This is a genomic window from Pseudomonas wayambapalatensis, assembly GCF_049942315.1.
Lineage (GTDB): Bacteria > Pseudomonadota > Gammaproteobacteria > Pseudomonadales > Pseudomonadaceae > Aquipseudomonas > Aquipseudomonas wayambapalatensis.
The window spans coordinates 22,537-43,953 of sequence record NZ_JBNFMU010000207.1; the positions used below are offsets into that span (position 1 = coordinate 22,537).

24 protein-coding genes and 2 tRNA genes are annotated in these 21,417 nt (G+C 60.6%); 6 read left to right on the forward strand and 20 right to left on the reverse strand.

Translation table 11 applies throughout. The features are described from left to right. Nucleotides 1-44: 44 nt before the first annotated feature. From queC to ACPZMI_RS17670, 17 genes are all read right to left on the reverse strand, one after another. A complete protein-coding gene (gene queC / locus ACPZMI_RS17590) occupies nt 45-719 on the reverse strand; it encodes a 7-cyano-7-deazaguanine synthase QueC (protein WP_186667172.1) in 675 nt (224 codons plus the stop codon). 17 nt (nt 720-736) lie between these two features. Then, nucleotides 737-1,384 (reverse strand): 7-carboxy-7-deazaguanine synthase QueE, encoded by a 648-nt coding sequence (gene queE / locus ACPZMI_RS17595; RefSeq protein WP_186667173.1) that lies wholly within the window; start codon nt 1,382-1,384, stop codon nt 737-739. A gap of 160 nt (nt 1,385-1,544) precedes the next feature. Continuing rightward, entirely contained in the window at nt 1,545-2,351 is an 807-nt protein-coding gene (gene ybgF, locus ACPZMI_RS17600) for a tol-pal system protein YbgF (protein WP_186667174.1), read from the reverse strand. Nucleotides 2,352-2,357: 6 nt separating this feature from the next. After that, complete coding sequence (pal, locus tag ACPZMI_RS17605) at nt 2,358-2,855, reverse strand: peptidoglycan-associated lipoprotein Pal (RefSeq protein ID WP_023381906.1); 498 nt, start codon at nt 2,853-2,855, stop codon at nt 2,358-2,360. Nucleotides 2,856-2,908: 53 nt separating this feature from the next. After that, the gene (tolB, locus tag ACPZMI_RS17610) at nt 2,909-4,180 is read right to left on the reverse strand and encodes a Tol-Pal system beta propeller repeat protein TolB (RefSeq protein WP_054890993.1); all 1,272 of its coding nucleotides are present in this window, start codon (nt 4,178-4,180) and stop codon (nt 2,909-2,911) included. A 26-nt stretch (nt 4,181-4,206) separates the two neighbouring features. Then, nucleotides 4,207-5,274, reverse strand: a complete 1,068-nt coding sequence (gene tolA, locus ACPZMI_RS17615; RefSeq protein ID WP_186667175.1) for a cell envelope integrity protein TolA — start codon at nt 5,272-5,274, stop codon at nt 4,207-4,209. Continuing rightward, a complete protein-coding gene (tolR, locus tag ACPZMI_RS17620) occupies nt 5,274-5,726 on the reverse strand; it encodes a protein TolR (RefSeq protein WP_012315816.1) in 453 nt (150 codons plus the stop codon). Before tolR ends, tolA begins: the two co-directional genes overlap by 1 nt. A gap of 14 nt (nt 5,727-5,740) precedes the next feature. Then, complete coding sequence (gene tolQ, locus ACPZMI_RS17625) at nt 5,741-6,436, reverse strand: protein TolQ (protein ID WP_054890996.1); 696 nt, start codon at nt 6,434-6,436, stop codon at nt 5,741-5,743. A 2-nt stretch (nt 6,437-6,438) separates the two neighbouring features. Beyond that, a complete protein-coding gene (gene ybgC / locus ACPZMI_RS17630) occupies nt 6,439-6,891 on the reverse strand; it encodes a tol-pal system-associated acyl-CoA thioesterase (protein WP_426352737.1) in 453 nt (150 codons plus the stop codon). Nucleotides 6,892-7,016: 125 nt separating this feature from the next. Beyond that, nucleotides 7,017-8,063: a Holliday junction branch migration DNA helicase RuvB gene (ruvB, locus tag ACPZMI_RS17635; protein ID WP_054890998.1), complete on the reverse strand. Its 1,047-nt coding sequence runs from the start codon at nt 8,061-8,063 to the stop codon at nt 7,017-7,019. Next, nucleotides 8,060-8,677, reverse strand: a complete 618-nt coding sequence (gene ruvA / locus ACPZMI_RS17640; RefSeq protein ID WP_186667178.1) for a Holliday junction branch migration protein RuvA — start codon at nt 8,675-8,677, stop codon at nt 8,060-8,062. The genes ruvB and ruvA overlap by 4 nt, the downstream gene beginning before the upstream one ends. A 109-nt stretch (nt 8,678-8,786) precedes the next feature. Next, complete coding sequence (ruvC, locus tag ACPZMI_RS17645) at nt 8,787-9,311, reverse strand: crossover junction endodeoxyribonuclease RuvC (protein WP_054891000.1); 525 nt, start codon at nt 9,309-9,311, stop codon at nt 8,787-8,789. 64 nt (nt 9,312-9,375) lie between these two features. Then, nucleotides 9,376-10,122, reverse strand: a complete 747-nt coding sequence (locus ACPZMI_RS17650; protein ID WP_186667179.1) for a YebC/PmpR family DNA-binding transcriptional regulator — start codon at nt 10,120-10,122, stop codon at nt 9,376-9,378. Nucleotides 10,123-10,231: 109 nt separating this feature from the next. Then, nucleotides 10,232-12,007 (reverse strand): aspartate--tRNA ligase, encoded by a 1,776-nt coding sequence (gene aspS, locus ACPZMI_RS17655; protein WP_054891002.1) that lies wholly within the window; start codon nt 12,005-12,007, stop codon nt 10,232-10,234. A 94-nt stretch (nt 12,008-12,101) separates the two neighbouring features. Continuing rightward, nucleotides 12,102-12,320, reverse strand: coding sequence for an FmdB family zinc ribbon protein (locus ACPZMI_RS17660; protein ID WP_063545878.1), 219 nt, complete (start codon nt 12,318-12,320; stop codon nt 12,102-12,104). A gap of 92 nt (nt 12,321-12,412) precedes the next feature. Beyond that, nucleotides 12,413-12,730, reverse strand: a complete 318-nt coding sequence (locus tag ACPZMI_RS17665; protein ID WP_186667180.1) for a ribbon-helix-helix domain-containing protein — start codon at nt 12,728-12,730, stop codon at nt 12,413-12,415. Nucleotides 12,731-12,909: 179 nt separating this feature from the next. After that, the gene (locus tag ACPZMI_RS17670; RefSeq protein WP_023381917.1) at nt 12,910-13,383 is read right to left on the reverse strand and encodes a Dps family protein; all 474 of its coding nucleotides are present in this window, start codon (nt 13,381-13,383) and stop codon (nt 12,910-12,912) included. Between the two features lie 280 nt (nt 13,384-13,663). On the opposite strand from ACPZMI_RS17670, the gene ACPZMI_RS17675 reads away from it, so the two are divergent. Then, on the forward strand, nt 13,664-14,257 hold the full coding sequence (locus tag ACPZMI_RS17675) for a cold-shock protein (protein WP_186667181.1): 594 nt from the start codon (nt 13,664-13,666) through the stop codon (nt 14,255-14,257). Nucleotides 14,258-14,275: 18 nt separating this feature from the next. Here ACPZMI_RS17675 and ACPZMI_RS17680 read toward each other — a convergent pair whose 3' ends face one another. Together ACPZMI_RS17680 and ACPZMI_RS17685 are read right to left on the reverse strand one after the other, a co-directional pair. Next, on the reverse strand, nt 14,276-14,482 hold the full coding sequence (locus ACPZMI_RS17680; protein WP_065862241.1) for a SlyX family protein: 207 nt from the start codon (nt 14,480-14,482) through the stop codon (nt 14,276-14,278). A gap of 3 nt (nt 14,483-14,485) precedes the next feature. Further along, nucleotides 14,486-14,905 carry an HIT family protein gene (locus ACPZMI_RS17685; RefSeq protein WP_186667182.1) on the reverse strand — a complete coding sequence of 140 codons (420 nt, stop codon included), beginning with the start codon at nt 14,903-14,905 and terminating at the stop codon, nt 14,486-14,488. Nucleotides 14,906-15,651: 746 nt separating this feature from the next. Between ACPZMI_RS17685 and ACPZMI_RS17690 the strand changes: the two genes are divergently transcribed. From ACPZMI_RS17690 to ACPZMI_RS17700, 3 genes are all read left to right on the forward strand, one after another. Further along, entirely contained in the window at nt 15,652-16,953 is a 1,302-nt protein-coding gene (locus ACPZMI_RS17690) for an OprD family porin (RefSeq protein WP_186667183.1), read from the forward strand. A gap of 159 nt (nt 16,954-17,112) precedes the next feature. Beyond that, nucleotides 17,113-18,828, forward strand: coding sequence for a proline--tRNA ligase (locus tag ACPZMI_RS17695; RefSeq protein WP_426352738.1), 1,716 nt, complete (start codon nt 17,113-17,115; stop codon nt 18,826-18,828). A gap of 20 nt (nt 18,829-18,848) precedes the next feature. After that, the gene (locus tag ACPZMI_RS17700) at nt 18,849-19,802 is read left to right on the forward strand and encodes a hypothetical protein (protein WP_426352739.1); all 954 of its coding nucleotides are present in this window, start codon (nt 18,849-18,851) and stop codon (nt 19,800-19,802) included. Between the two features lie 30 nt (nt 19,803-19,832). Here the strand turns inward: ACPZMI_RS17700 and dinB are convergent, their stop codons facing one another. Beyond that, on the reverse strand, nt 19,833-20,891 hold the full coding sequence (dinB, locus tag ACPZMI_RS17705; protein WP_426352757.1) for a DNA polymerase IV: 1,059 nt from the start codon (nt 20,889-20,891) through the stop codon (nt 19,833-19,835). Nucleotides 20,892-21,141: 250 nt separating this feature from the next. Here dinB and ACPZMI_RS17710 point away from each other — a divergent pair. Both ACPZMI_RS17710 and ACPZMI_RS17715 read left to right on the forward strand, forming a co-directional pair. Then, nucleotides 21,142-21,218 (forward strand) — tRNA-Met (locus ACPZMI_RS17710). A gap of 121 nt (nt 21,219-21,339) precedes the next feature. Next, nucleotides 21,340-21,416, forward strand: a tRNA-Met gene (locus ACPZMI_RS17715). Nucleotide 21,417: the final 1 nt, after the last annotated feature.

Consider the following 21,417-nt stretch of genomic DNA (forward strand, 5'->3'; position numbering starts at 1 on the left):
ACTACTGATTTCTCAGAGAAAATCAACACCCCATCGCATTATTTTCAAAAATAACGTGTTGGATCAGCGATCCCGGCAGCCTTGAAGCCTTCAGCACGCAGGCGGCAGCTATCGCACTTACCGCAGGCACGGCCATCGTCGTCGGCCTGGTAACAGGATACTGTGAGGCTGTAGTCCACCCCACGGGCAATACCGGCCTCGACGATTTGCGCCTTGCTCAGGTTCTGCAGTGGCGCCTGGATGCGGAACCCCTGACCTTCCACCCCCGCCTTGGTAGCCAGGTTGGCCATGCGCTCGAAGGCCTCGACGAACTCCGGGCGGCAATCGGGGTAACCCGAATAATCAACAGCGTTGACGCCAATGAAGATGTCACGAGCTTGCAGCACTTCTGCCCAGCCCAGCGCCAACGACAGGAATACGGTATTGCGCGCCGGTACGTAGGTGACCGGAATACCCTCGGTAGGTGCTTCAGGCACATCGATGCTGCTGTCGGTGAGGGCCGAACCGCCAATACCATCGAGGTTCAAGCCAATGACCTTGTGCTCGACCACGCCCAGATCGCGAGCCACCCGCGCAGCTGCGTTGAGCTCAGCGCGATGGCGCTGGCCGTAATCGAAGCTCATGGTGTAGCAACTGTAGCCCTCGGCCTTGGCCATGGCGACCACAGTGGCCGAGTCCAGACCGCCAGACAGCAGGATTACCGCACGTTTTTCAGTCATGTCATTCACTCTCTTGATCAGCGGCCCGGTTCGTCGTTCCACAGCAACTTGTGCAGTTGCAGTTGGAAGCGCACGGGCAGGTTGTCGGCGACGATCCAGTCGGCCAGGTCGCTGGCGCTCACCTGATGGTGGCTGGGCGAGAACAGGACTTCACCTGCCCGTTCTTCGAGGTTGTACTGGATCAGCTTGGACACTGCCCAGTCGTAGTCCTCACGGGAGCAGATGACGAACTTGACCTGATCATTGCTCGTCAGGTGTTCGATGTTCTCGTAGCGGTTACGGTGAACCTCTTCCGAACCTGGGGTCTTGAGGTCGACCACGCGACTGACCCGCGTGTCCACCCGCGAGATGTCGAGCGCGCCGCTGGTCTCCAGCGAAACCTCATAGCCCGCATCGCACAGGCGCTCAAGCAAAGGCAATACGTTGGGCTGGGCCAACGGTTCGCCGCCAGTGACGCAGACATAGCGCGGGCGAAAACCTGCAACCTGCTCGAGGATGTCGTCGAGGGTACGCAGTGTGCCGCCACTGAACGCGTAGGCACTGTCGCAGTACTGGCAGCGCAGGGGGCAACCGGTCAGGCGCACGAACACGGTGGGCAAGCCAGCCGTTCGCGTTTCACCCTGTAACGAGTAAAAGACTTCGGTGATACGTAATGTGTCTTGCATGGTCGCCACGGGCGTGACAGCTATACAGGCTGACCGCCTCCGTCAGGCACTGCTGCAGACTCGACATAGCGTTATCCGCAGCAGCGTGTTTACGAAAAAAGGGCAGAGATTCTAACGAAAAAACCCGCGCCAGGCGCGGGTTTCTTTCAAGCGATGCAGTTCAGAGCTTCTGCAGGTCTCGCTGGGCCAGTTGCGCGGCAGAGGTGCCGGGGTACTGGGTGATGACCTGCTGCAGGATACCTTTGACCTTGTCGGTGTGGCCCATGCGACGTTCGACATCGGCCAACTTGTACAACGAGTCAGGCACCTTGCTGTGCTTGGGGTACAACTGGCTGACCTTGGCGAAGGCCTGACCGGCACCTTGCAGGTCGCCTTTGGCGAGGTTGACCTCACCCAGCCAGTACTGCGCGTTGCCGGCGTACTGGCTGTTGGGGTACTTGCGCAGGAAGGCACTGAAGGCCTGGCTGGCCTTGTCGAAGTCTTTCTGTTTGATCAGATCGAAAGCAGCATCGTAGAACAGCTTTTCTTTCGCCGGATCGGCCGGCTCGCCACTGGCGGCCGGTTGCTGCGCAGCGCTTGCGCCTGCAGCGGCACCTGCGGCGTCGGATGCGCCACCGGTGGAGGAATTATCGGGTGTAGCGGCTGGCGCGGCACCACTGTTGATACGGCGGTCCAGATCCTGGTAACGCTCCAGGTTTTCCTGCTTCATGCGCGACACATCGTTCTGCAACTCTTCGATGATGCCTTGCTGACGGGAAATCTGGTCCTGCATCTGTTGCAGTTGCATGAACAACTGACCCTGTGCAGAAGCAGGGGCCGAAGCCCCTGCCCCGGCATAGGCGCCGCTCGTGCCATAACCCGAAGGCGGATAGCTGCCTCCGTTGTCATCAACTACAGGAACCGCAGCCCACGCAGAAAGCGGCAGGCTGAGGGCGAGGACGGTTACAACACGACGGCACATACGCATAAGAACTTACTTACGCAGTTCTACGCGGCGGTTCTGAGCCCAGGACTGCTCGTCGTTGCCGGTAGCAACTGGACGCTCTTCGCCGTAGGAAACCAGTTCCAGCTGAGCAGGGGAAACGCCCTGCAGAACCAGGTAGCGCTGAACGGCCTTGGCACGACGCTCGCCCAGAGCCATGTTGTACTCGCGGGTACCGCGCTCGTCGGTGTTACCTTCCAGAACAACACGGTTGCCGTTGGCTTTCAGGTCCTTGGCGTGAACGTCCAGGGCGCGCATGGCTTCTGGCTTCAGATCCGAGCTGTCGTATTCGAAGTAGAAGGTGGTGATTGCGCGCAGGGCGGCTTCTTCGCTCAGGGAACCGTCGACAGCGCCGGTGTTTGCACCGTAGCCAGCGTTCGGGTCAACAGCGCCTTCGCCAGCGTTGTCACCGCCCTTGGAGGAGCAACCTACAGCTACGGCCATGGCCAGAGCCAGCGCAGCGAATTTACCAAACTTCAGCATTTCCATCGTGAAACTCCTAATGAAACCCCAGTGTGTTAAGCAAAATTGTTACGCCGCAATCAGTTCAGGTAGGGGGACCAGGACGGTTCTCTGACTTCGCCTTGAGCGGTAGGAAGTGGGAGCCTCACACGGCCGTTAAGCGACACGAGCATCAAGACTCCCCGGCCCTGCTGGCGGGTGGCGTAGATTAGCATGGTGCCGTTAGGCGCAACAGTGGGAGACTCATCAAGACTCGTTTCAGAAAGAATCTTTACACTTCCCCGTTGCAAGTCCTGAGCAGCCACCTTGAAGTTGGTGAAACCTTCCTGGCGATGAATCATAACCAGGGTCTTTTCATCCGCCGACAGTTTCGGGTTGGCATTGTAGTTGCCAACGAAGGTCACACGCTCGGCGCCACCGCCACCTACCGAAGTCTTGTAGATCTGTGGCTTGCCACCACGGTCGGAAGTGAAGTACAGCGTGTTGCCATCCTTGCCCCAGAACGGCTCGGTATTGATACCAGGACCTGCAGTGACACGGCTGATCTGACGCGACCCCATGTTCATCACATAGATGTCCGGGTTGCCGTCCTTGGACAGCACGAACGCCAGGCGATTGCCATCGGGCGACCAGGCTGGTGCACCGTTGAGGCCTTCGAAGTTGGTGATCTGCTCGCGGCGACCGGTGTCGATGTGCTGGACGAAGATACGTGGACGCTTCTGCTCGAACGAGACATAGGCGATACGCTTGCCATCAGGTGCAAAACGCGGCGACAGGATGGGCTCGCGCGACTGCAGCAGCGTCACTGCACGGGCACCGTCATAGTCGGAACGCTGCAGGGTGTAGCGGGTGTTGTTGGTCGAGAATCGCTCGGCAGTCACGTACAGCATGCGAGTGGAGAACGCACCCTTGATACCGGTGAGCTTCTCGAACGACTGGTCGGCGATGTAGTGCGCCATGTCGCGCAACTGATCGACGCCACCACCGACACTGCCGGTCAGCACCTGTTGCTCGGTTGCAACGTTGAACAGCGCGTAGCTGATCTGCAGGCGACCACCGGACGGCACGATGCTACCGACCATCACGTACTGGGCACCCAGCGCCTTCCAGTCGCGGAAGATGACTTCGCTGGCCTGGGTCGGCTGGCTGATCATGTTCTGCCGCGGGATGGGCGCGTAGTAGCCGGAGTTGCGCAGATCGTTGCCGATGATGTCGGCCATGTCTTCCGGCAGCACGCTGCCACCCTGCAGACCGAACGGCACTACCGCGATGGGCGTGGCCCGGTCGCTGCCGCTGGTGACCAGGATGTTCTTTTCCTCTGCCACGGCCATGCCTGCCACGCAGCAGAGCATGACCAGCAGTCCTCTCAGACGTTTAATCACAACGCTAGATCCTCAGGTGTAAATGTCATCTTGAACGAACGATACGGATTGAACTCGTTCGGCTTCAAGCCCTGCATTTCAGTCAACCGGCCAATGTTCTTCACCGCGGCCACGGCCGAGCTGTCGAACGGACCGTCGCCACTGGACTTGGCCACGCTCACATTGGTGATCGTGCCGTCCGGCAGCATGTTGATCTGCAGGACTACCGTCATGCCCTTGCGCGCGGATGGCGGACGCGCCCAACCTTCGGCCGCACGCATGCGGATGAGGTCGTCGAAATCACCTGCCACCTGGTCGCCTTGCTCATCGGCCAGTGCCTGCTGACGCTCGGTGGTGTCGGACAGCAACTCGGCCAGGGCCTGAGCCTTCTTGTCTTCAGCCGCCTTGCGGGCCGCATCCTGTGCCTTTTTCTTCTGTGCATCCGCAGCGGCTTTCTTCTTCGCCTCTTCGGCTGCCTTCTTCTTCGCTTCCTCGGCCGCCGCTGCTTTCTTCTTGGCGTCCTCGGCTGCTTTTTTCTTGGCGTCTTCGGCGGCTTTCTTCTTCGCCTCCTCGGCGGCCGCTTTCTTGGCTTCTTCCTCAGCCTGCTTCTTGGCCTCTTCCTCGGCCTTTTTCTTGGCGATATCCGCTTGCTGCTTCTTCGCTTCCTCGGCCTTCTTCTGCTCGGCGGCTTTCTTCGCTTCCGCAGCCTTGGCGGCGTCTTCAGCTTTCTTAGCCTCGGCGGCTTCGCGGGCTTCCTCGGCCTTTTGAGCGGCGTCGGCTTTCTTTTGTTCCGCGGCCTTCACAGCTTCCTGCTCGACCTTCTTCTGCTCCATCTGCTCGACTTCAGTCTGGCGTGAAGCCGTTTTCTTGGCTTCCCCGGCAATCTTCTGATTGGTCTGGGTGGTCGCCTGACTCTTGGACTTGAGCTGATAGAGCGTAGCCTGGACGATAGGCTTGGAAGGCGGCAGTTCGGGGGTCATGGCGAAGCTGACGAACAGCAGGCCGAACACCAGCACATGCAGACCAATGGCCCAGACGCTGGGCCAGAAGTAGCTTTCCGAGGCAGATGGCTCTCGCTGTTGCATCAGGGCGCCTCGGTAATCAGGCCAACGTTACCGACACCGGCTTTCTGCAACCCGCCCATGGCGCCCATGACCGCGCCGTAGTCGACGGCCTTGTCACCCCGGATAAACACCTGGGTCTGTTTGCCCTGGTCACGGCCGGCAGCAATGATCTTGGTCACCGCGCTGGTCATTTCCGGCAGGGTCATCGCCTTGTCCATCTGCTTGTCGGTATCGACTTCGCTACCGAGGTTCCAGTAGTAGGTTTTGTCGGCCTTGATCGAGATGGTGAGGATCTGGACGTTGTTGTCCTGCGGCAAGGCTTCGCTGGAAACCTTGGGCAGGTCGACCTTCACGCCCTGGTTGAGCATGGGTGCGGTCACCATGAAGATGACCAGCAGCACCAGCATCACGTCGATGTAGGGCACCACGTTCATCTCGGCGACCGGCTTGCGTTTGTGGCGAACTCGGGCCATGGATGTCTACCTGATCACTCTTCGCTGGTGTGTACTTTGCGGTGCAGGATCGCCTGGAACTCATCGGCGAACGTGTAGTAGCGACCGATCAGTGTTTCGCTGCGTGCAGCGAAACGGTTGTAGGCGATGACTGCCGGGATCGCGGCGAACAGGCCGATCGCGGTGGCGATCAGTGCCTCGGCAATGCCGGGCGCCACGGTGGCAAGGGTGGCCTGCTGGGCGCTGGCCAGGCCACGGAAGGAGTTCATGATGCCCCATACGGTACCGAACAGACCGATATACGGGCTGGTGGAACCGACGGTAGCCAGGAACGGCAGGCTCTGCTCGAGTTTTTCTTCCTCGCGGGAGATGGCCACACGCATGGCGCGCCCCACCCCTTCCATGACCGCATCAGGGTCGACGCCCGGCTGCTGGCGCAGGCGCGAAAACTCCTTGAAGCCGGCGCGGAAGACCTGCTCGACACCCGAATCCGGATCAGGGTTGCTGCCGGCCTGGCGATACAGTTTGGACAGGTCGATGCCCGACCAGAAACGCTCTTCGAACGCGTCCAGCGCACGACGACCGGCGCGCAGCATGGTGCTGCGCTGGAAGATCATGATCCAAGAGGTCACCGAGGCTGCCACGAGAGTCAGCATTACCAGCTGAACCACCACACTGGCATTGGCGACCAGGCTCCACATGGAGGTATGGTCGACGACGTTTGCTTCCACGCTTATTCTCCTGCGTTCGATTGAGTACCCATGCCGTCCGCCATGAAAGCGTCGCGCAGTTCAGGGGGAATGGCCCGGGGTTTGAAAGTGTCGGCGCGCACGGCGGCCACCAGGAACTGCCCTTCGCAAAGCAGTGTTTCATCCGTTTCCCGCCAGACCTGCTGCACGAAGCGCAGGCTGGCGCGATTCAATTCAAGTACTTGTGCGGTTACCCGCAACGCATCGTCCAACCCTGCCGGCGCGTGGTAGCGCGCCTCGCTGGAGTGGACGACGAACAATAGATTCTGTTCCGCCAGCTCGGACTGGGAAAACCCCAGGTGCCGCAACCTCTCGGTGCGTGCACGTTCCATGAATTTCAGGTAGTTGACGTAGTACACCACCCCGCCTGCGTCAGTATCCTCGTAATAGACGCGACAACGGTGAGCGAACGGGTCCTGCCGATTTTGCGCGCGCATACTCTAGTGCTTACTCCTCAGCTTGCCAATCCGCCCCGGCAACTGTTTTTTCAGGGGAAATGTCGTATTGCCAGCGCTATTGCAAAGTGCCAGCGCTAGGACCACGAAAACCCCAATTCGATCTGTCACTCATCGTCAGGATCAGAAAATTCTCCGCCCTCTGCAAAGCGCCCCGGAATGTTCAGGCCGAAATGCAGGTAGGCGTGACGGGTGACCACGCGGCCACGCGGTGTACGCATGATGTAGCCCTGCTGGATCAGGTACGGCTCGAGGACATCCTCGATGGTGTGCCGCTCTTCGCTGATCGCAGCCGCCAGGTTGTCCACACCGACCGGTCCGCCATCGAATTTCTCGATCATGGTCAGCAGCAGGCGCCGGTCGGAATGGTCGAAACCGCGCTCGTCGACATCCAGCAGGTTCAACGCCTTGTCGGCGATTTCCTTGGTGATCTGGCCCTTTGCACGCACCTCGGCGTAGTCACGCACGCGGCGTAGCAGGCGGTTGGCGATCCGCGGCGTACCGCGGGCGCGACGGGCGATCTCGAAAGCGCCCTTGTCTTCGATGGCAAGCCCCAGGATGTTCGCCGACCGGCTGACGATGGTCGCCAGGTCCTGGTTGCTGTAGAACTCCAGGCGCTGGACGATGCCGAAACGGTCACGCAGCGGGTTGGTGAGCATCCCGGCCCGGGTGGTCGCACCAACCAGGGTGAACGGCGGCAGGTCGAGCTTGATCGAGCGTGCGGCAGGCCCCTCACCGATCATGATGTCGAGCTGGAAGTCCTCCATCGCCGGGTAGAGCACCTCCTCGACCACTGGCGAGAGGCGATGGATTTCATCGATGAACAGCACGTCGTGCGGCTCGAGATTGGTCAGCATCGCCGCCAGATCACCCGGACGCTCGAGGATGGGGCCGGACGTGCTCTTGACCGAAACCCCCATCTCGTGGGCGATGATATTGGCAAGGGTGGTCTTGCCCAGACCGGGCGGACCGAAGATCAAGGTGTGATCGAGGGACTCGTTGCGGCCACGGGCGGCCTGGATGAACAGGCCCATCTGCTCGCGCACCACCGGCTGGCCGATGTACTCGTCCAGGCTCAACGGGCGAATGGCGCGGTCCTGGACCTCTTCGCGGTCGCGCCCGCTGGCGGCGATCAGGCGGTCGGCTTCGATCACTTGACGATCATCCCTTTGAGGCTATGGCGAATCAGCTCCTCGCTGCTCATGTTTGCCTTGTCCTTGATCGCCGACACTGCCTTGCTCGCTTCCTGCGGTTTGTAGCCCAGCGAAATCAGGGCGCTGACCGCATCGGCTTCGGCACTGGAGGTGCTGGCCACCGGCAGCGGGCCATCAGACACCAGGGTGAACATCGCCGGCGAGGTTTCCCAGGCCTTGAAACGGTCCTTGAGCTCGACCAGCAGGCGCTCGGCGGTCTTCTTGCCAACGCCCGGTACGCGCACCAGAGCCGACGCATCCTGGGCCTGCACGCAGCGCACCAGCTCATCGACCTCGAGGCCCGACATCAACGCCAGAGCCAGCTTCGGGCCGACGCCATTGAGGCGGATCAGCTCGCGGAACAGTTCACGCTCGCGCTTCTCGAAGAAGCCATAGAGCAGGTGGGCATCTTCGCGGACCACCAGATGGGTGTGCAGCGTCACCGCTTCGCCGACCTTGGGCAGGCGGTACAGCGTCGTCATCGGCACCTCCAGCTCATAACCCAGGCCATTGACATCGATAATCAAGTGCGGCGGTTGTTTTTCCGCCAGGGTGCCACGCAAACGTCCAATCACGTTCCGATCCTTTCTCTCGGGCGCCTGGTCAGTGACCGGACAACCCTATCAGCAAATGCGGCGGGTGAGCGTGTCACCCGGACAAAATGTGTATCAGGGCATGAAGCTGTTACAGACGCAAGCGCCCGCCACGACGACGTGCGGTGGCCAGGCCATGAGGCACCAGGCTGGAGCGTGTATGGGCATGACACAGGGCGATGGCCAGGGCGTCGGAGGCGTCGATCTGCGGCTTCTGCGTCAGCTTGAGCAGGTGCATGACCATCAGCATGACCTGATCCTTGTTCGCCCCGCCCGTACCGGCCACTGACTGCTTGACCTGGCTGGCCGTGTATTCGGCGATCTCCAGGCCCGCCTCGGCGGCGGCGACGATGGCTGCACCACGGGCCTGGCCAAGCTTGAGCGCCGAATCGGCATTGCGCGCCATGAACACCCGCTCGATGCCCATGGTGACGGGGCCATGCAGGCGAATCACCTCGCTGACGCCGCGAAACACGATCTGCAGCCGCTCATGCAACTCGCCGCCCCCCGTGCGGATGCAACCGGAGGCCACGTACTCGCACCCCCGCGGCGTGTGGCGCACCACACCATAACCGGTGATTCGCGAGCCGGGGTCGATACCAAGAATCAGCGTCATAAAGCCTGCGGTTCTTTACACATTTCACTGGCCCGCGAAGAGACCCTGAAGACCAAGGAGAACCTTAGCCGAGTTTTTCCATGATCTCGTCGGATATCTGCGCATTGGAGTAGACGTTCTGCACGTCGTCCAGGTCCTCGAGCATATCGATCAGCTTGAGCACCTTCTCTGCGCCGTCCTGGTCCAGCTCGGCGCTGGTGGTCGGCTGCATGACGATTTCTGCGTCGGCGGCCTTGAAGCCCGCCTCTTCCAGCGCATTGCGCACGGCGTAGAAGCTGTTGAAGGACGTGAAGACGTCGAAGGAGCCATCGTCATTGCCAACCACATCATCGGCATCGGCTTCCATGGCCGCTTCGATCAGCGCTTCTTCATCGACGCCCGGCGCAAAGCTGATCTGCCCCTTGCGCTCGAACAGATAGGCCACCGAGCCATCGGTACCGAGGTTGCCGCCGCACTTGGTGAACGCATGGCGCACAGCTGCTGCTGTGCGGTTGCGGTTGTCGGTCATGGCCTCGACCATGATCGCCACGCCACCGGGACCGTAACCCTCGTAGCTGAGCTCTTCGACGTTGTCGCTTTCGTTGGTGCCGGCCCCGCGCGCGACCGCACGATCGATGATATCGCGGCTCATGTTGGCACCCAGCGCCTTGTCCAGCGCCAACCGCAGCCGGGGATTGGAGGCCGGATCACCACCACCCTGCTTGGCAGCGACGGTCAGTTCGCGAATCCACTTGGTGAAGATCTTGCCTCTCTTGGCATCCTGGCGTTCTTTGCGGTGCTTGATGTTCGCCCACTTGGAATGACCGGCCATAACGACTCCAAATCCTTGAAACAGAAACAGGTTCCGCCCCGAAGGGCGGAACGCGGAAAATCCTGCGCACAAGCGCGAAGCGCCCCGAATCCGGGGCGCCTGCGGTTGGTTACTCGACCTTGGTCTGCTCACGCAGACGGATGTGCAGCTCGCGCAGAGCCTTGGCATCGACCAGGCCCGGGGCCTGGGTCATGACGCACGCAGCGCTCTGGGTTTTCGGGAACGCGATCACTTCGCGAATCGACTGGGCGCCAGTCATCAGCATGACCAGGCGATCCAGGCCGAAGGCCAGGCCACCGTGTGGCGGGGCGCCGAACTTCAGGGCGTCGAGCAGGAAGCCGAACTTCTCTTCCTGTTCCGCCGCCTCGATACCCAACAGGCGGAAGACGGCCTGCTGCATCTCTTTGCGATGGATACGGATCGAACCGCCACCCAGCTCGGTGCCGTTGAGCACCATGTCGTAGGCACGCGACAAGGCGGTGGCCGGGTTGGCCTCCAGCTCTTCAGGGGTGCACTTGGGCGCAGTGAACGGGTGGTGCAGCGCGGTGAAGCTGCCGTCTTCGTTCTCCTCGAACATCGGAAAGTCGACGACCCACATCGGTGCCCACTCGCAGGTGAGCAGGTTGAAGTCGTGACCCAGCTTGATACGCAGCGCGCCCAGGGCCTCGCTGACGACCTTGAACTTGTCGGCACCGAAGAACACGATGTCGCCATCGACCGCGCCGACGCGATCGAGGATCACGTTGAGGTTGGCCTCAGGGATGTTCTTGACGATCGGCGACTGCAGGCCCTCGACGCCCTTGGCGCGCTCGTTGACCTTGATGTACGCCAGGCCTTTGGCACCGTAGATGCCGACGAACTTGGTGTACTCGTCGATCTTGCTGCGCGGCATGGCAGCGCCACCCGGCAGGCGCAGGGCAGTGACGCGGCACTTCGGATCGTTGGCAGGGCCTGCGAAGACCTTGAAGTCGACGTCCTTGAGCTGGTCGGCAACATCGACCAGTTCCAGCGGGATGCGCAGGTCCGGCTTGTCGGAGCCATAACGACGCATGGCTTCCTCGAAGGTCATGTGCGGGAAGTCGCCGAACTCGAGGTCGAGCACTTCCTTGAACAGCTTGCGGATCATGCTCTCGGTGAGGCCCATGATCTCGGACTCGTCGAGGAAGCTGGTCTCGATGTCGATCTGGGTGAATTCCGGCTGGCGGTCAGCGCGCAGGTCTTCGTCACGGAAGCACTTGGCAATCTGGTAGTAGCGGTCGAAGCCGGCCACCATCAGCAGTTGCTTGAACAGCTGGGGCGACTGCGGCAGGGCGAAGAAGCTGCCTGCGTGGGTGCGGCTCGGCACCAGGTAGTCGCGCGCGCCTTCCGGAGTGGCACGGGTCAGGATCGGCGTTTCGACGTCGAGGAAGCCGTTCTCGTCGAGGAAGCGGCGGATGCTGCTGGTGATGCGCGAACGCAGACGCAGCTTGTCGGCCATTTCCGGGCGACGCAGGTCGATGAAACGATAGCGCAGGCGGGTTTCTTCGCCGACGTCAGAGTATTCGTTCAGCGGGAATGGCGGGGTTTCAGCTTCGTTGAGCACGTTCAGCTGGTAGCCGAGGATCTCGATGGCACCGGAGGCCATGTTCGCGTTCACCGCCCCGTCCGGGCGCTTGCGCACCTTGCCGGTGATCTGCACCACGTATTCGCTGCGCACGCGGTCGGCAGCGGCGAAGGTTTCGGCGCGATCCGGATCGAACACGACCTGGGCCATGCCTTCGCGGTCACGGATGTCGAGGAAGATCACCCCGCCGTGGTCGCGACGACGATGGACCCAGCCGCAAAGGGTGACTTCCTGGCCGTCCAGGCTCTCGTTCAGTTGGCCGCAATAATGGCTGCGCATCATGATCGTGGTTTCGCTTCTCGTGATTCGTGTATTCGGTGGAGGTCTTGTCCGCCCTGAGGGCTAATAGTGCAAGACCCTGTCGCTGCAATTCAACTCAGTCGGCCTTGTCGCCGGCCAGGTTCTTCTTAGCCCCGGTCTTGAAGTCGGTCTCGTACCAGCCATTGCCACTCAGGCGAAAGCCGGGTACCGACAACAGTTTTTTCAGGGCCGGCGCCTGGCATGCCGGACAATCGGTCAATGGCGCGGCGCTGATTTTCTGCAACACCTCCATGCGGTGGTCGCAGGAAGCACATTGATAGTCATAAAGGGGCATGGAAGTCTCTCGTCAACCACAACGCTGGCTGCCGGGGCAGCAAAAAGCGGGATTATATATGGTTAAGGAGTGCTGTGCAGCCCGCCCGGCGATCAGCGCGCACTTGGCGGATCAAGTAACCAGGCCACACAGATGACCCGAATCAGCCCACTGAAATTACGCACCCCTCCCTGGCGCAGGTGCACCTCCCGATCAACGTAGGACAGCACAGCGCTCACCGAACAGTGATTGGCCTCGGCGATACGCTCCAGAATACGCCAGTAGACCGCCTCGAGCCGAAGGCAAGTGGCAAACCCATTGAGCCTTACCGACCGCGAGACCGGTACGATCTGCAACATGTCGAAATCACCTCTGAACGGATCATGACAATCCCTGCCTGGCCAACCGCCGTGCCTGTTTGCTTGCGCCATGGTGCTGCTCCCTATTGCCGATCACTTCACGCCCTGCGCAAGAAGCCTCAGGGTGTTTCAATGAAGCGCCGTTCCGGCGTTGCAGAGCAGCAGCAAGGGTTTCCCCATAATGAAAAAGCCCGGCATCGCTAGGCGATACCGGGCTCTATGAACAAGTCTGGCCGCAGGCCAGCGCATCATTATTTGCCGTCGAGCAGCACTCGCAGCATCCAGGCGGTCTTTTCGTGCACCTGCATGCGCTGGGTGAGCAGGTCGGCGGTCGGCTCGTCACTGACCTTGTCCACCACCGGGAAGATGCTGCGCGCCGTGCGCACCACCGCTTCTTGCCCCTGGACCAGCTGGCGGATCATCTCATCGGCAGCAGGCACCCCTTCTTCCTCCTTGATCGAGGAGTGACGCGCATAGAATGCATAGGAACCCGGCGCCGGGAACCCCAGCGCGCGAATACGTTCGGCGATCGAATCGACCGCCAGGGCCAACTCGTTGTACTGCTCCTCGAACATCAGGTGCAGGGTTCGGAACGACGGACCGGTGACGTTCCAGTGGAAGTTGTGGGTTTTCAGATACAGCACATAGGTGTCCGACAGCAGGCGGGACAACCCTTCGACGATGGACTTGCGATCTTCTTCGCTGATACCGATATCGATTGCCATGAATCTCCCCTTTCCATAAAGCTTGACGATCAAGCGGGCGAAAACACTGTACCAAGACTTGCAGGCAGCTGCATGTGACACAAGGCAACACATCGCCCGACCACCCCTGCGGTTTGAGAAGCCCCCGGCTTTGCTGTTAAATAGGCAGGGTGCCACCCGTGCGGACTGACAATGCCGGGTGCATAGGCTGAACAGTCACGTGATCGCGCTCTACACCTCATGCGCACCGTGCTGCCAGCTCTTCCGTGATCGGCCTTATCCATATATGTGAGCCAACCCAATGTTCAAGATCGTCCATCTGGTGACGGGCGTTGCGGCTTTGCTGCTGTCGTTCATACCCAGCCTCAGAACCGACGCCACACCCTTCCTGCAACAACCCGAAGCGGCCTACCTGGTATTCCTGGGCCTGCTCAACCTGGTCCTCGCACCGGTGGTACCGCTTTACTACCGCGGCGCGCGCCAGCAATTGCAACATCTGGCCAGCGCACTCCTGGTGCTGGCGGTGATCCTGCAAACCATCACCGTCCTCGCCCGCCCAGAGCTCGGCAGCTTGTCGGCCTTGCTCTGCGCGGCACTGGCAACGGCCCTGCACCTGGCTGCCGGCTTCGCCCGCAGCGGTCGCAAATCACGAGCCAGTCAGGTGGGCCAGCAAGATGCCAGCAAGCGCGATACCGGCACCGTGAAGTGGTTCAATACCTCGAAAGGCTTCGGATTCATCTCCCGCGACTCCGGCGATGACATCTTCGTGCACTTTCGCGCCATCCGCGGCGAAGGCCATCGCGTCCTGGTGGAAGGCCAGCGCGTGGAGTTTTCGGTAATGCACCGCGACAAAGGCCTGCAGGCCGAAGACGTGGTCGCGGTTTCACGCCGCTGATCACTCGCCTCCATCACCTCAATAATGAGGTGGTGGAGGCTCCTCCCCTCCGGCCTCGTATTGGCCGACCATCTCTTCATGACGCTTGATCAGTTCGGCGATCTGCAACTGCAGGCGCTCGATCACCCGGTTCTGACCGGCCACTTCGTCGCTGAGCGCCTGAAGGGTGTCATCCTGAAACGCCTGACGCATCTCCAGCTCGACGATTCTCGCTTCCAGTGACATGGCTCAGGCCTCCTCGAAACCTTCAAGCGCCAACCCACGCAGGCGCTGGCGGATTGCATCGACCTGCCCGTGCGCGTAGCCGAGCGCAGGCACCTTGCCCCACACTGGCGCAGGCCACGCCGCATCGCTGCGATGACGCACCACCACGTGCATATGCAACTGACTGACGACATTGCCCAGCGTGGCGACATTCATCTTGTCCGCCGTGAACTCACCCTTGAGCGCCTCGGCGAGCAAAGTGGTCTCTTTCCACAATTGCTGCTGGTCGGCCAGATCCAGATCAAAGAGCTCACTGACATCAGCACGGCGCGGCACCAGAATGAACCAGGGATAGTTGGCATCCTTGCTCAGCAAAAGACGGGACAACGGGAAATCCCCCAGCACCAGGGAATCCTGCTGCAGACGCGAATCCAGGACAAACACGGCAAACCTCCATCGACTGACACGACCCGACTCGAACGCGGGCAGAGCGCAAGGATACCTTGCTTGCAGAGCCCAGGACACGACCCACCGCCTTGCCTGGCACCCCGAACGAGACGTACGTGCCACAAGCGGTAACACTGCGCTACTTTTCGCACCAAAATGAAGCAACGAAAAATACGCCTGTCACACCACCTCGGTACAAACTACTCAGCATCAACAGTCAGCGGTAACACCTTGACTTTCAAGCCAGCTTTATTTTGCAAACGATAATCAACATCGAGGAATACCATCAGACAACCTGAACCCCGTGTTTCCGGAGGTTTCAGGACGTTTTGAGAGCATTTGTGAAAAATTCATCAACGCTGATCGTTTTTGTGCACGCTTGTTGCATTCTTTTTACGCCAAGTCGGCACGGCACCTGCATTAGCCGGTGAACGCGACAAATAACAACAGCGACAAGGGATTCACCAGGGAGCTTCGAGCAGGCACGTGTTCTTTACGGAATCGTGACGGCTTTGAAGCAGCGCTGGGGTGTACGGCCCGCCTGTAGCGGGACGTGATTTGCGACATGGAAATAGCCAAAAGCGACACGACCGTAAACTTACCGAAAGGTTCCGTTTTTCATGTCGCCAAGTACAGTCAGCGTGATATACATTTTCGCCGACATAAAAAGAAAGAGCTGCCCCATATAACTAAAACACTTGGGCGCAGCGGTACTCTTCCTAAAACCAAAGGAGCAAATCACGATGCGCGTGATGAAGTGGAGCATGATCGCCCTGGCTGTTGCAGCGGGGACTTCCGGACTGGCAGTTGCGTCGTCGCAGGATGAATCCAAAGGGTTCGTCGACGACAGCAAGCTCAACGTGAAGCTGCGTAACCTGTATTTCAGCCGTGACTTCCGCAACAACCCAAGCGACGAACAGAGCCGTCGCGCCGAGTGGGGCCAAGGCTTCATTGGCACTTTCGAATCCGGCTTCACCCAGGGCACCGTTGGTGTCGGCGTCGACGCCATCGGCCTGCTGGGCATCAAGCTCGACGGCGGTCGTGGCACCACCAACACCGGCCTGTTCCCTGTCGACTCCGAAGGTCGCCCGGAAGATTCCTATTCGAAAGGCTACGGTGCCGTCAAAGCACGCATCTCGAACACCGTCCTCAAGTTCGGCGGCCAGTTCACCTCGCTGCCAGTTTTCGCCACTGACGATAGCCGCCTGCTGCCGGAAGCCGCCGAAGGCTTCCTGCTGACCAGCAAGGAAATCGAAGGCCTGGAGCTGAACGCCGGTCACTTCACCCGTCTGGACGCACAAGCCCAGAGCTACAAGGACAGCATCGGCGGTCGCAACAACCTCGGCATCAAGAACCCAGGCCTGACCGAAGCCAACGTCTTCGGTGGCACCTATGCCGTGACCGACGGTCTGAGCACCAGCCTCTACTATTCCAAAGTCGAAGACTACTGGCGTAAATACTACGCCAACGTCAACTGGGCACTGCCGCTGTCCGACAAACAAGGCCTGGTGTTCGACTTCAACATCTATGACACCAAGAGCGATGGCGAAGGCAAGGTACGCGCCTTCGATGGCGACAAACTGGACAACCGTGCATTCAGCCTGTCCGGCGCCTACAACGTTGGCGCTCACACCTTCACCCTGGCCTACCAGAAGGTCACCGGTGACGGCGACTACGCCTACGGCGTAGACGGCGGCGGCACCATCTTCCTCGCCAACTCCATCGCCCGCTCCGACTTCAACGCCGAAGGCGAGAAGTCCTGGCAGGCTCGCTACGACCTGAACTTCGCCGAGTACGGCATTCCGGGCCTGACCTTCATGACCCGCTACGCCCGTGGTACCGGTGCTCACGTCGAAGGCACCACCAACGGCAAGGAATGGGAACGCGACATCGACGTCAAGTACGTCCTGCAGGAAGGTCCTGCGAAAGACCTGAGCTTCCGCGTACGCCAAGCAACCTACCGCTCCAGCGACGGCGTCTACTACGGCTCCGCATCGATCGACGAACTGCGTCTGATCGTGGAGTACCCGCTGAGCATCCTGTAAGCCCCGGCTTGCAATGCCCCGCACCTGAAGAAGCCCGGCATCTGCCGGGCTTTTTCTTGGCTGACAAGCCGAGCGCCCTGGGGCATCCTGTACGCTTTCGTCTCGCCCCCGTACAATGCGGGGTCATTTCAAACATTCAGGCAATCGACACGGCTTCCCATGCGCACCAGTCAATATTTGCTCGCCACCCAGAAAGAAACCCCGGCAGACGCCGTTGTCATCAGCCACCAGCTGATGCTGCGCGCCGGCATGATCCGCAAGCTGGCCTCCGGCCTGTACACCTGGCTGCCAATGGGCCTGCGAGTCATGCGCAAGGTCGAGAACGTGGTGCGCGAAGAAATGAACGCCGCCGGTGCCCTTGAAGTACTGATGCCAAGCATCCAGCCAGCAGAGTTGTGGCAGGAATCCGGGCGCTGGGAGCAATACGGCCCTGAGCTACTGCGCCTGAAGGATCGCCATGACCGCGATTTCTGCGTCGGCCCGACTCACGAAGAAGTGATCACCGACCTGGCACGCAACGAGCTGTCCAGCTATAAACAGCTGCCGCTGAACATGTACCAGATCCAGACCAAGTTCCGTGACGAGATCCGTCCGCGCTTCGGCCTGATGCGCGGCCGCGAGTTCATCATGAAGGACGCCTACTCCTTCCATGCCGACCAGGCTTCCCTGCAGGAAACCTACGACCGCATGCACCAGGCGTACTCCAACGTCTTTACCCGCCTGGGCCTGGACTTCCGTCCGGTGCAGGCCGATACCGGCTCGATCGGTGGCAGCTACTCCCACGAATTCCACGTCCTGGCCTCTTCCGGCGAAGACGACGTGATCTTCAGCGACACCTCCGACTACGCCGCCAACATCGAGAAAGCCGAAGCGATTCCACGGGAAACCGTGCGTCCGGCGCCAACCGAAGAACTGCGCCTGGTCGACACGCCAAACGCCAAGACCATCGCCGAACTGGTCGAGAACCACGGCCTGGCGATCGAGAAGACCGTCAAGACCCTGATCGTGCACGGCGCCGAGGAAGGCAAGCTGGTCGCCCTGATCGTACGTGGCGACCACGAGCTGAACGAAATCAAGGCCGCCAAGCTGGAGCAGGTTGCCGACCCGCTGGTCATGGCCAGCGACGCCGAGCTGCGCGCAGCCATCGGTGCCGGTGCTGGCTCGCTCGGCCCGCTGAACCTGCCGCTGGAATGCGTCATCGACCGCTCGGTCGCCCTGATGAGCGACTTCGGCATCGGCGCCAACATCGACGACAAGCACTACTTCGGCGTGAACTGGGAGCGTGACCTGCCGGTGCCACAGGTCGCCGACCTGCGCAACGTCGTCGCCGGCGATCCGAGCCCAGACGGCCAGGGCACGCTGGTCATCAAGCGCGGCATCGAGGTGGGCCACATCTTCCAGCTCGGCACCAAGTACAGCGAAGCGCTCAAGTGCCAGGTACTGGGCGAGAACGGCAAGCCGGTAGTGCTGTCCATGGGCTGCTACGGTATCGGCGTATCCCGTGTGGTTGCCGCCGCCATCGAGCAGAGCCATGACGACAAGGGCATCATCTGGAACGACGCCCTGGCACCCTTCCAGATCGCCCTCGTACCATTGCGCTACGAGACCGACCCCGTGCGCGAGGCAACCGACAAGCTCTACGCCGAGCTGACCGCCGCAGGCTACGAAGTGCTGCTGGACGACCGTGACAAGAAGACCAGCCCCGGCATCAAGTTCGCCGACATGGAACTGATCGGCATCCCGCACCGTATCGTCGTCAGCGACCGCGGCCTGGCCGAAGGCAACCTGGAGTACAAGCACCGCACCGAGCAGGATGCCCAGCCTCTGCCGCTCAACGAAGTGCTGACCTTCCTGCAGGCCCGCATCCGCCGCTGACCACCAATGCACGAGTGAACATGTCCAAGCGAAGTACCTTTACCCTGGGGGGCGCCGCGCTCTGCGGCGCCCTGTTCCTCAGCGGCTGCGCCAACCAGATGTCCCAGCGCAGCGAGCACGAGGAACGTGTCGAGCGCAAGTTGCTCGAGCACAGTCTGCAGATCGACGTCGGCGAGCCCAAGGTGATGGAGCTTCCGCAACGACGTGTTCGCATCAATGAACAGCGACGTTTCGAGGTCACCGAATTCGAAGTCACACGGCGCTATGACCGCTACACGCCCTACCAGCCTTGGCGGGAGATCTACGAGATCCCACTGGGTGCGGTGGCGGTGGTCGCGGGCATCGGCGCCAACGTGGTCAACGTGATCACCTTCGACAGCCTGCCGCAGAGCATGACCCACGACTGGCTGAGCTACGGTCTGGCCGGGCTCAACCCGTTCATGAACGTGCAGTCCAACGGTCGCGCGCAGCAGAACCTCGCAGGCATCAGCGAGATCCAGAAGGACAAGCGCGAGGAGTTCACCAGCCTGCCGTGGAGCGAACGCCTGGTCGAGGTCAAGGCCGGCAAGATGACCCACGAGCTGACCACCGACAAGCTTGGCGTGCTGCGCCTGAACCTGCTCGACAGCCCGTTCTCGGAGCAGAACCTCAACCACATCGGCACCCTGCACCTGGCAGCGATCGATGAGGACAACGGCATCCGTGGCGATGCCAGCCTGCTGGTGAGCGGCAACCTGCGCAACAAGCTGCTGGAAGCCCACGAATTGATCTTCGACGACCTTGAGGACGATGACGTCGGCCAGTGGGTGCATCGGGTCAAGCGCCTCTCGGAGCTGGGCCTTGAGGAGGAAGCCAGCGAGCTGGAGCAGAGCCTGATCGAGCTGACACGCAACGATCCGGAACTGCAGCAGGAGTTTCTCAAGACGCTGACCAAGGAAACCGGCCGATTGGTCGCTGACCCTGGCGAGCGGTAAAAAGAAAGGGGCGCAATGCGCCCCTTTCCTTTATTGAGCAGGAAACAGCTCCAACTGCTCATGCGCTCCGCGCAGATCCCGCAACCTTACCCCTACCCCCAGCAATCTCACCGGCTTGGCGCCACGAGCAAAGGCCTGACTGAGCAACTGCCGGTAGCTTTCCAAGTCCCTGCCCGCCCCTGCTTGTTCCAGCGTGGTCTGGCTGAAGTCATGGAACTTGACCTTGACGAAAGGCTTGTCCGGCTTATAACTGCTGTCCATCCGCGCAATTCGTTCATTGAGACTGTTGAGCAGCTCAGGAATCTTTTCCAGGCAACTGGCCAGATCAGGCAGATCGTTGTCGTAGGTGTTCTCGACACTGACCGACTGACGCCGGCTGTCGGTCTGTACGATTCGTTCGTCGATGCCATGGGCGAGCCCCCACAGCCGCCCACCGAAACTACCGAACTCACGCACCAGGCTCAGGCGCGACCACTCGCGCAACGACTGGCAGGTGTCGATACCAAGCCTTGAAAGCTTGTCGGCAGTCACCTTGCCCACCCCATGCAGGCGCGCCACCGGCAGTGCGGCAACGAACTCATCGACCTGATCGGGCCTGACCACGAACAATCCATTGGGCTTGCGCCAGTCGCTGGCGATCTTGGCCAGGAACTTGTTTGGCGCGACTCCAGCGGAAACGGTGATGTGCAAGGTCTGTGCGACGCGCCGGCGAATATCCTCGGCAATACGCGTGGCGCTGCCGGAGAACCATTGACTGTCTGTCACATCCAGATAGGCCTCATCCAGCGACAAGGGCTCGATCAGGTCGGTGTAGTCGCGAAAGATCGTGTGGATTTCCCGCGAGGCCTCGCGATAGGCCTCGAAGCGCGGCTTGACGATCAACAGGTCCGGGCACAGTTTCATGGCATGGCCCGACGACATCGCCGAGCGCACCCCATAGGCCCTCGCTTCATAGTTGCAGGTGGCGATCACCCCACGCTGGCCGGGCTGACCGCCCACAGCCATCGGTCGCCCCGCCAGCCGGGGGTCGTCACGCATCTCGATCGCGGCATAAAAACAGTCACAATCAATGTGGATGATCTTGCGCAGGGACATGGATGACCGTCAGCACTGTAAATTCATACAGATATTACAGCACGACACCCGATATTCGTCAGCCCTGCTGCACCGCTGCCAGGATGATCGGCATTATCACCGCCTGCCACTCAAAACACGCCACAACCCGCGTCGTGGCTGAGGCCAAGACTATTCCAGCGACGCTAAGGGATTGAACAAAAAAGGTTTTTTGAAAATAACGCTTGACTCGCTGAAGGATCTGCGTAGAATTCGTTTCCACAGGCGCGGGATGGAGCAGCCTGGTAGCTCGTCGGGCTCATAACCCGAAGGTCGTCGGTTCAAATCCGGCTCCCGCAACCAGATTCGAGAAGAGGCCACTGTTCACACAGTGGCCTTTTTCTTTGCCCTCGAAAAAACTCGAAAAAAATCAACGATTAACACTTGACACTCAATCGTTAATCCGTAGAATGCGCACCACTGACGCGGGATGGAGCAGCCTGGTAGCTCGTCGGGCTCATAACCCGAAGGTCGTCGGTTCAAATCCGGCTCCCGCAACCAT

Excerpts from the sequence above, each read along its gene's own strand:
- queC (WP_186667172.1), bottom strand. The coding sequence starts at position 719 with ATGACTGAAAAACGTGCGGTAATCCTGCTGTCTGGCGGTCTGGACTCG.
- queE (WP_186667173.1), bottom strand. The coding sequence starts at position 1,384 with ATGCAAGACACATTACGTATCACCGAAGTCTTTTACTCGTTACAGGGT.
- ybgF (WP_186667174.1), bottom strand. The coding sequence starts at position 2,351 with ATGCGTATGTGCCGTCGTGTTGTAACCGTCCTCGCCCTCAGCCTGCCG.
- pal (WP_023381906.1), bottom strand. The coding sequence starts at position 2,855 with ATGGAAATGCTGAAGTTTGGTAAATTCGCTGCGCTGGCTCTGGCCATG.
- tolB (WP_054890993.1), bottom strand. The coding sequence starts at position 4,180 with ATGCTCTGCTGCGTGGCAGGCATGGCCGTGGCAGAGGAAAAGAACATC.
- tolA (WP_186667175.1), bottom strand. The coding sequence starts at position 5,274 with ATGCAACAGCGAGAGCCATCTGCCTCGGAAAGCTACTTCTGGCCCAGC.
- tolR (WP_012315816.1), bottom strand. The coding sequence starts at position 5,726 with ATGGCCCGAGTTCGCCACAAACGCAAGCCGGTCGCCGAGATGAACGTG.
- ybgC (WP_426352737.1), bottom strand. The coding sequence starts at position 6,891 with ATGCGCGCGCAAAATCGGCAGGACCCGTTCGCTCACCGTTGTCGCGTC.
- ruvC (WP_054891000.1), bottom strand. The coding sequence starts at position 9,311 with ATGACGCTGATTCTTGGTATCGACCCCGGCTCGCGAATCACCGGTTAT.
- ACPZMI_RS17650 (WP_186667179.1), bottom strand. The coding sequence starts at position 10,122 with ATGGCCGGTCATTCCAAGTGGGCGAACATCAAGCACCGCAAAGAACGC.
- aspS (WP_054891002.1), bottom strand. The coding sequence starts at position 12,007 with ATGATGCGCAGCCATTATTGCGGCCAACTGAACGAGAGCCTGGACGGC.
- ACPZMI_RS17660 (WP_063545878.1), bottom strand. The coding sequence starts at position 12,320 with ATGCCCCTTTATGACTATCAATGTGCTTCCTGCGACCACCGCATGGAG.
- ACPZMI_RS17665 (WP_186667180.1), bottom strand. The coding sequence starts at position 12,730 with ATGGCGCAAGCAAACAGGCACGGCGGTTGGCCAGGCAGGGATTGTCAT.
- ACPZMI_RS17670 (WP_023381917.1), bottom strand. The coding sequence starts at position 13,383 with ATGGCAATCGATATCGGTATCAGCGAAGAAGATCGCAAGTCCATCGTC.
- ACPZMI_RS17675 (WP_186667181.1), top strand. The coding sequence starts at position 13,664 with ATGTTCAAGATCGTCCATCTGGTGACGGGCGTTGCGGCTTTGCTGCTG.
- ACPZMI_RS17680 (WP_065862241.1), bottom strand. The coding sequence starts at position 14,482 with ATGTCACTGGAAGCGAGAATCGTCGAGCTGGAGATGCGTCAGGCGTTT.
- ACPZMI_RS17690 (WP_186667183.1), top strand. The coding sequence starts at position 15,652 with ATGCGCGTGATGAAGTGGAGCATGATCGCCCTGGCTGTTGCAGCGGGG.
- ACPZMI_RS17695 (WP_426352738.1), top strand. The coding sequence starts at position 17,113 with ATGCGCACCAGTCAATATTTGCTCGCCACCCAGAAAGAAACCCCGGCA.
- ACPZMI_RS17700 (WP_426352739.1), top strand. The coding sequence starts at position 18,849 with ATGTCCAAGCGAAGTACCTTTACCCTGGGGGGCGCCGCGCTCTGCGGC.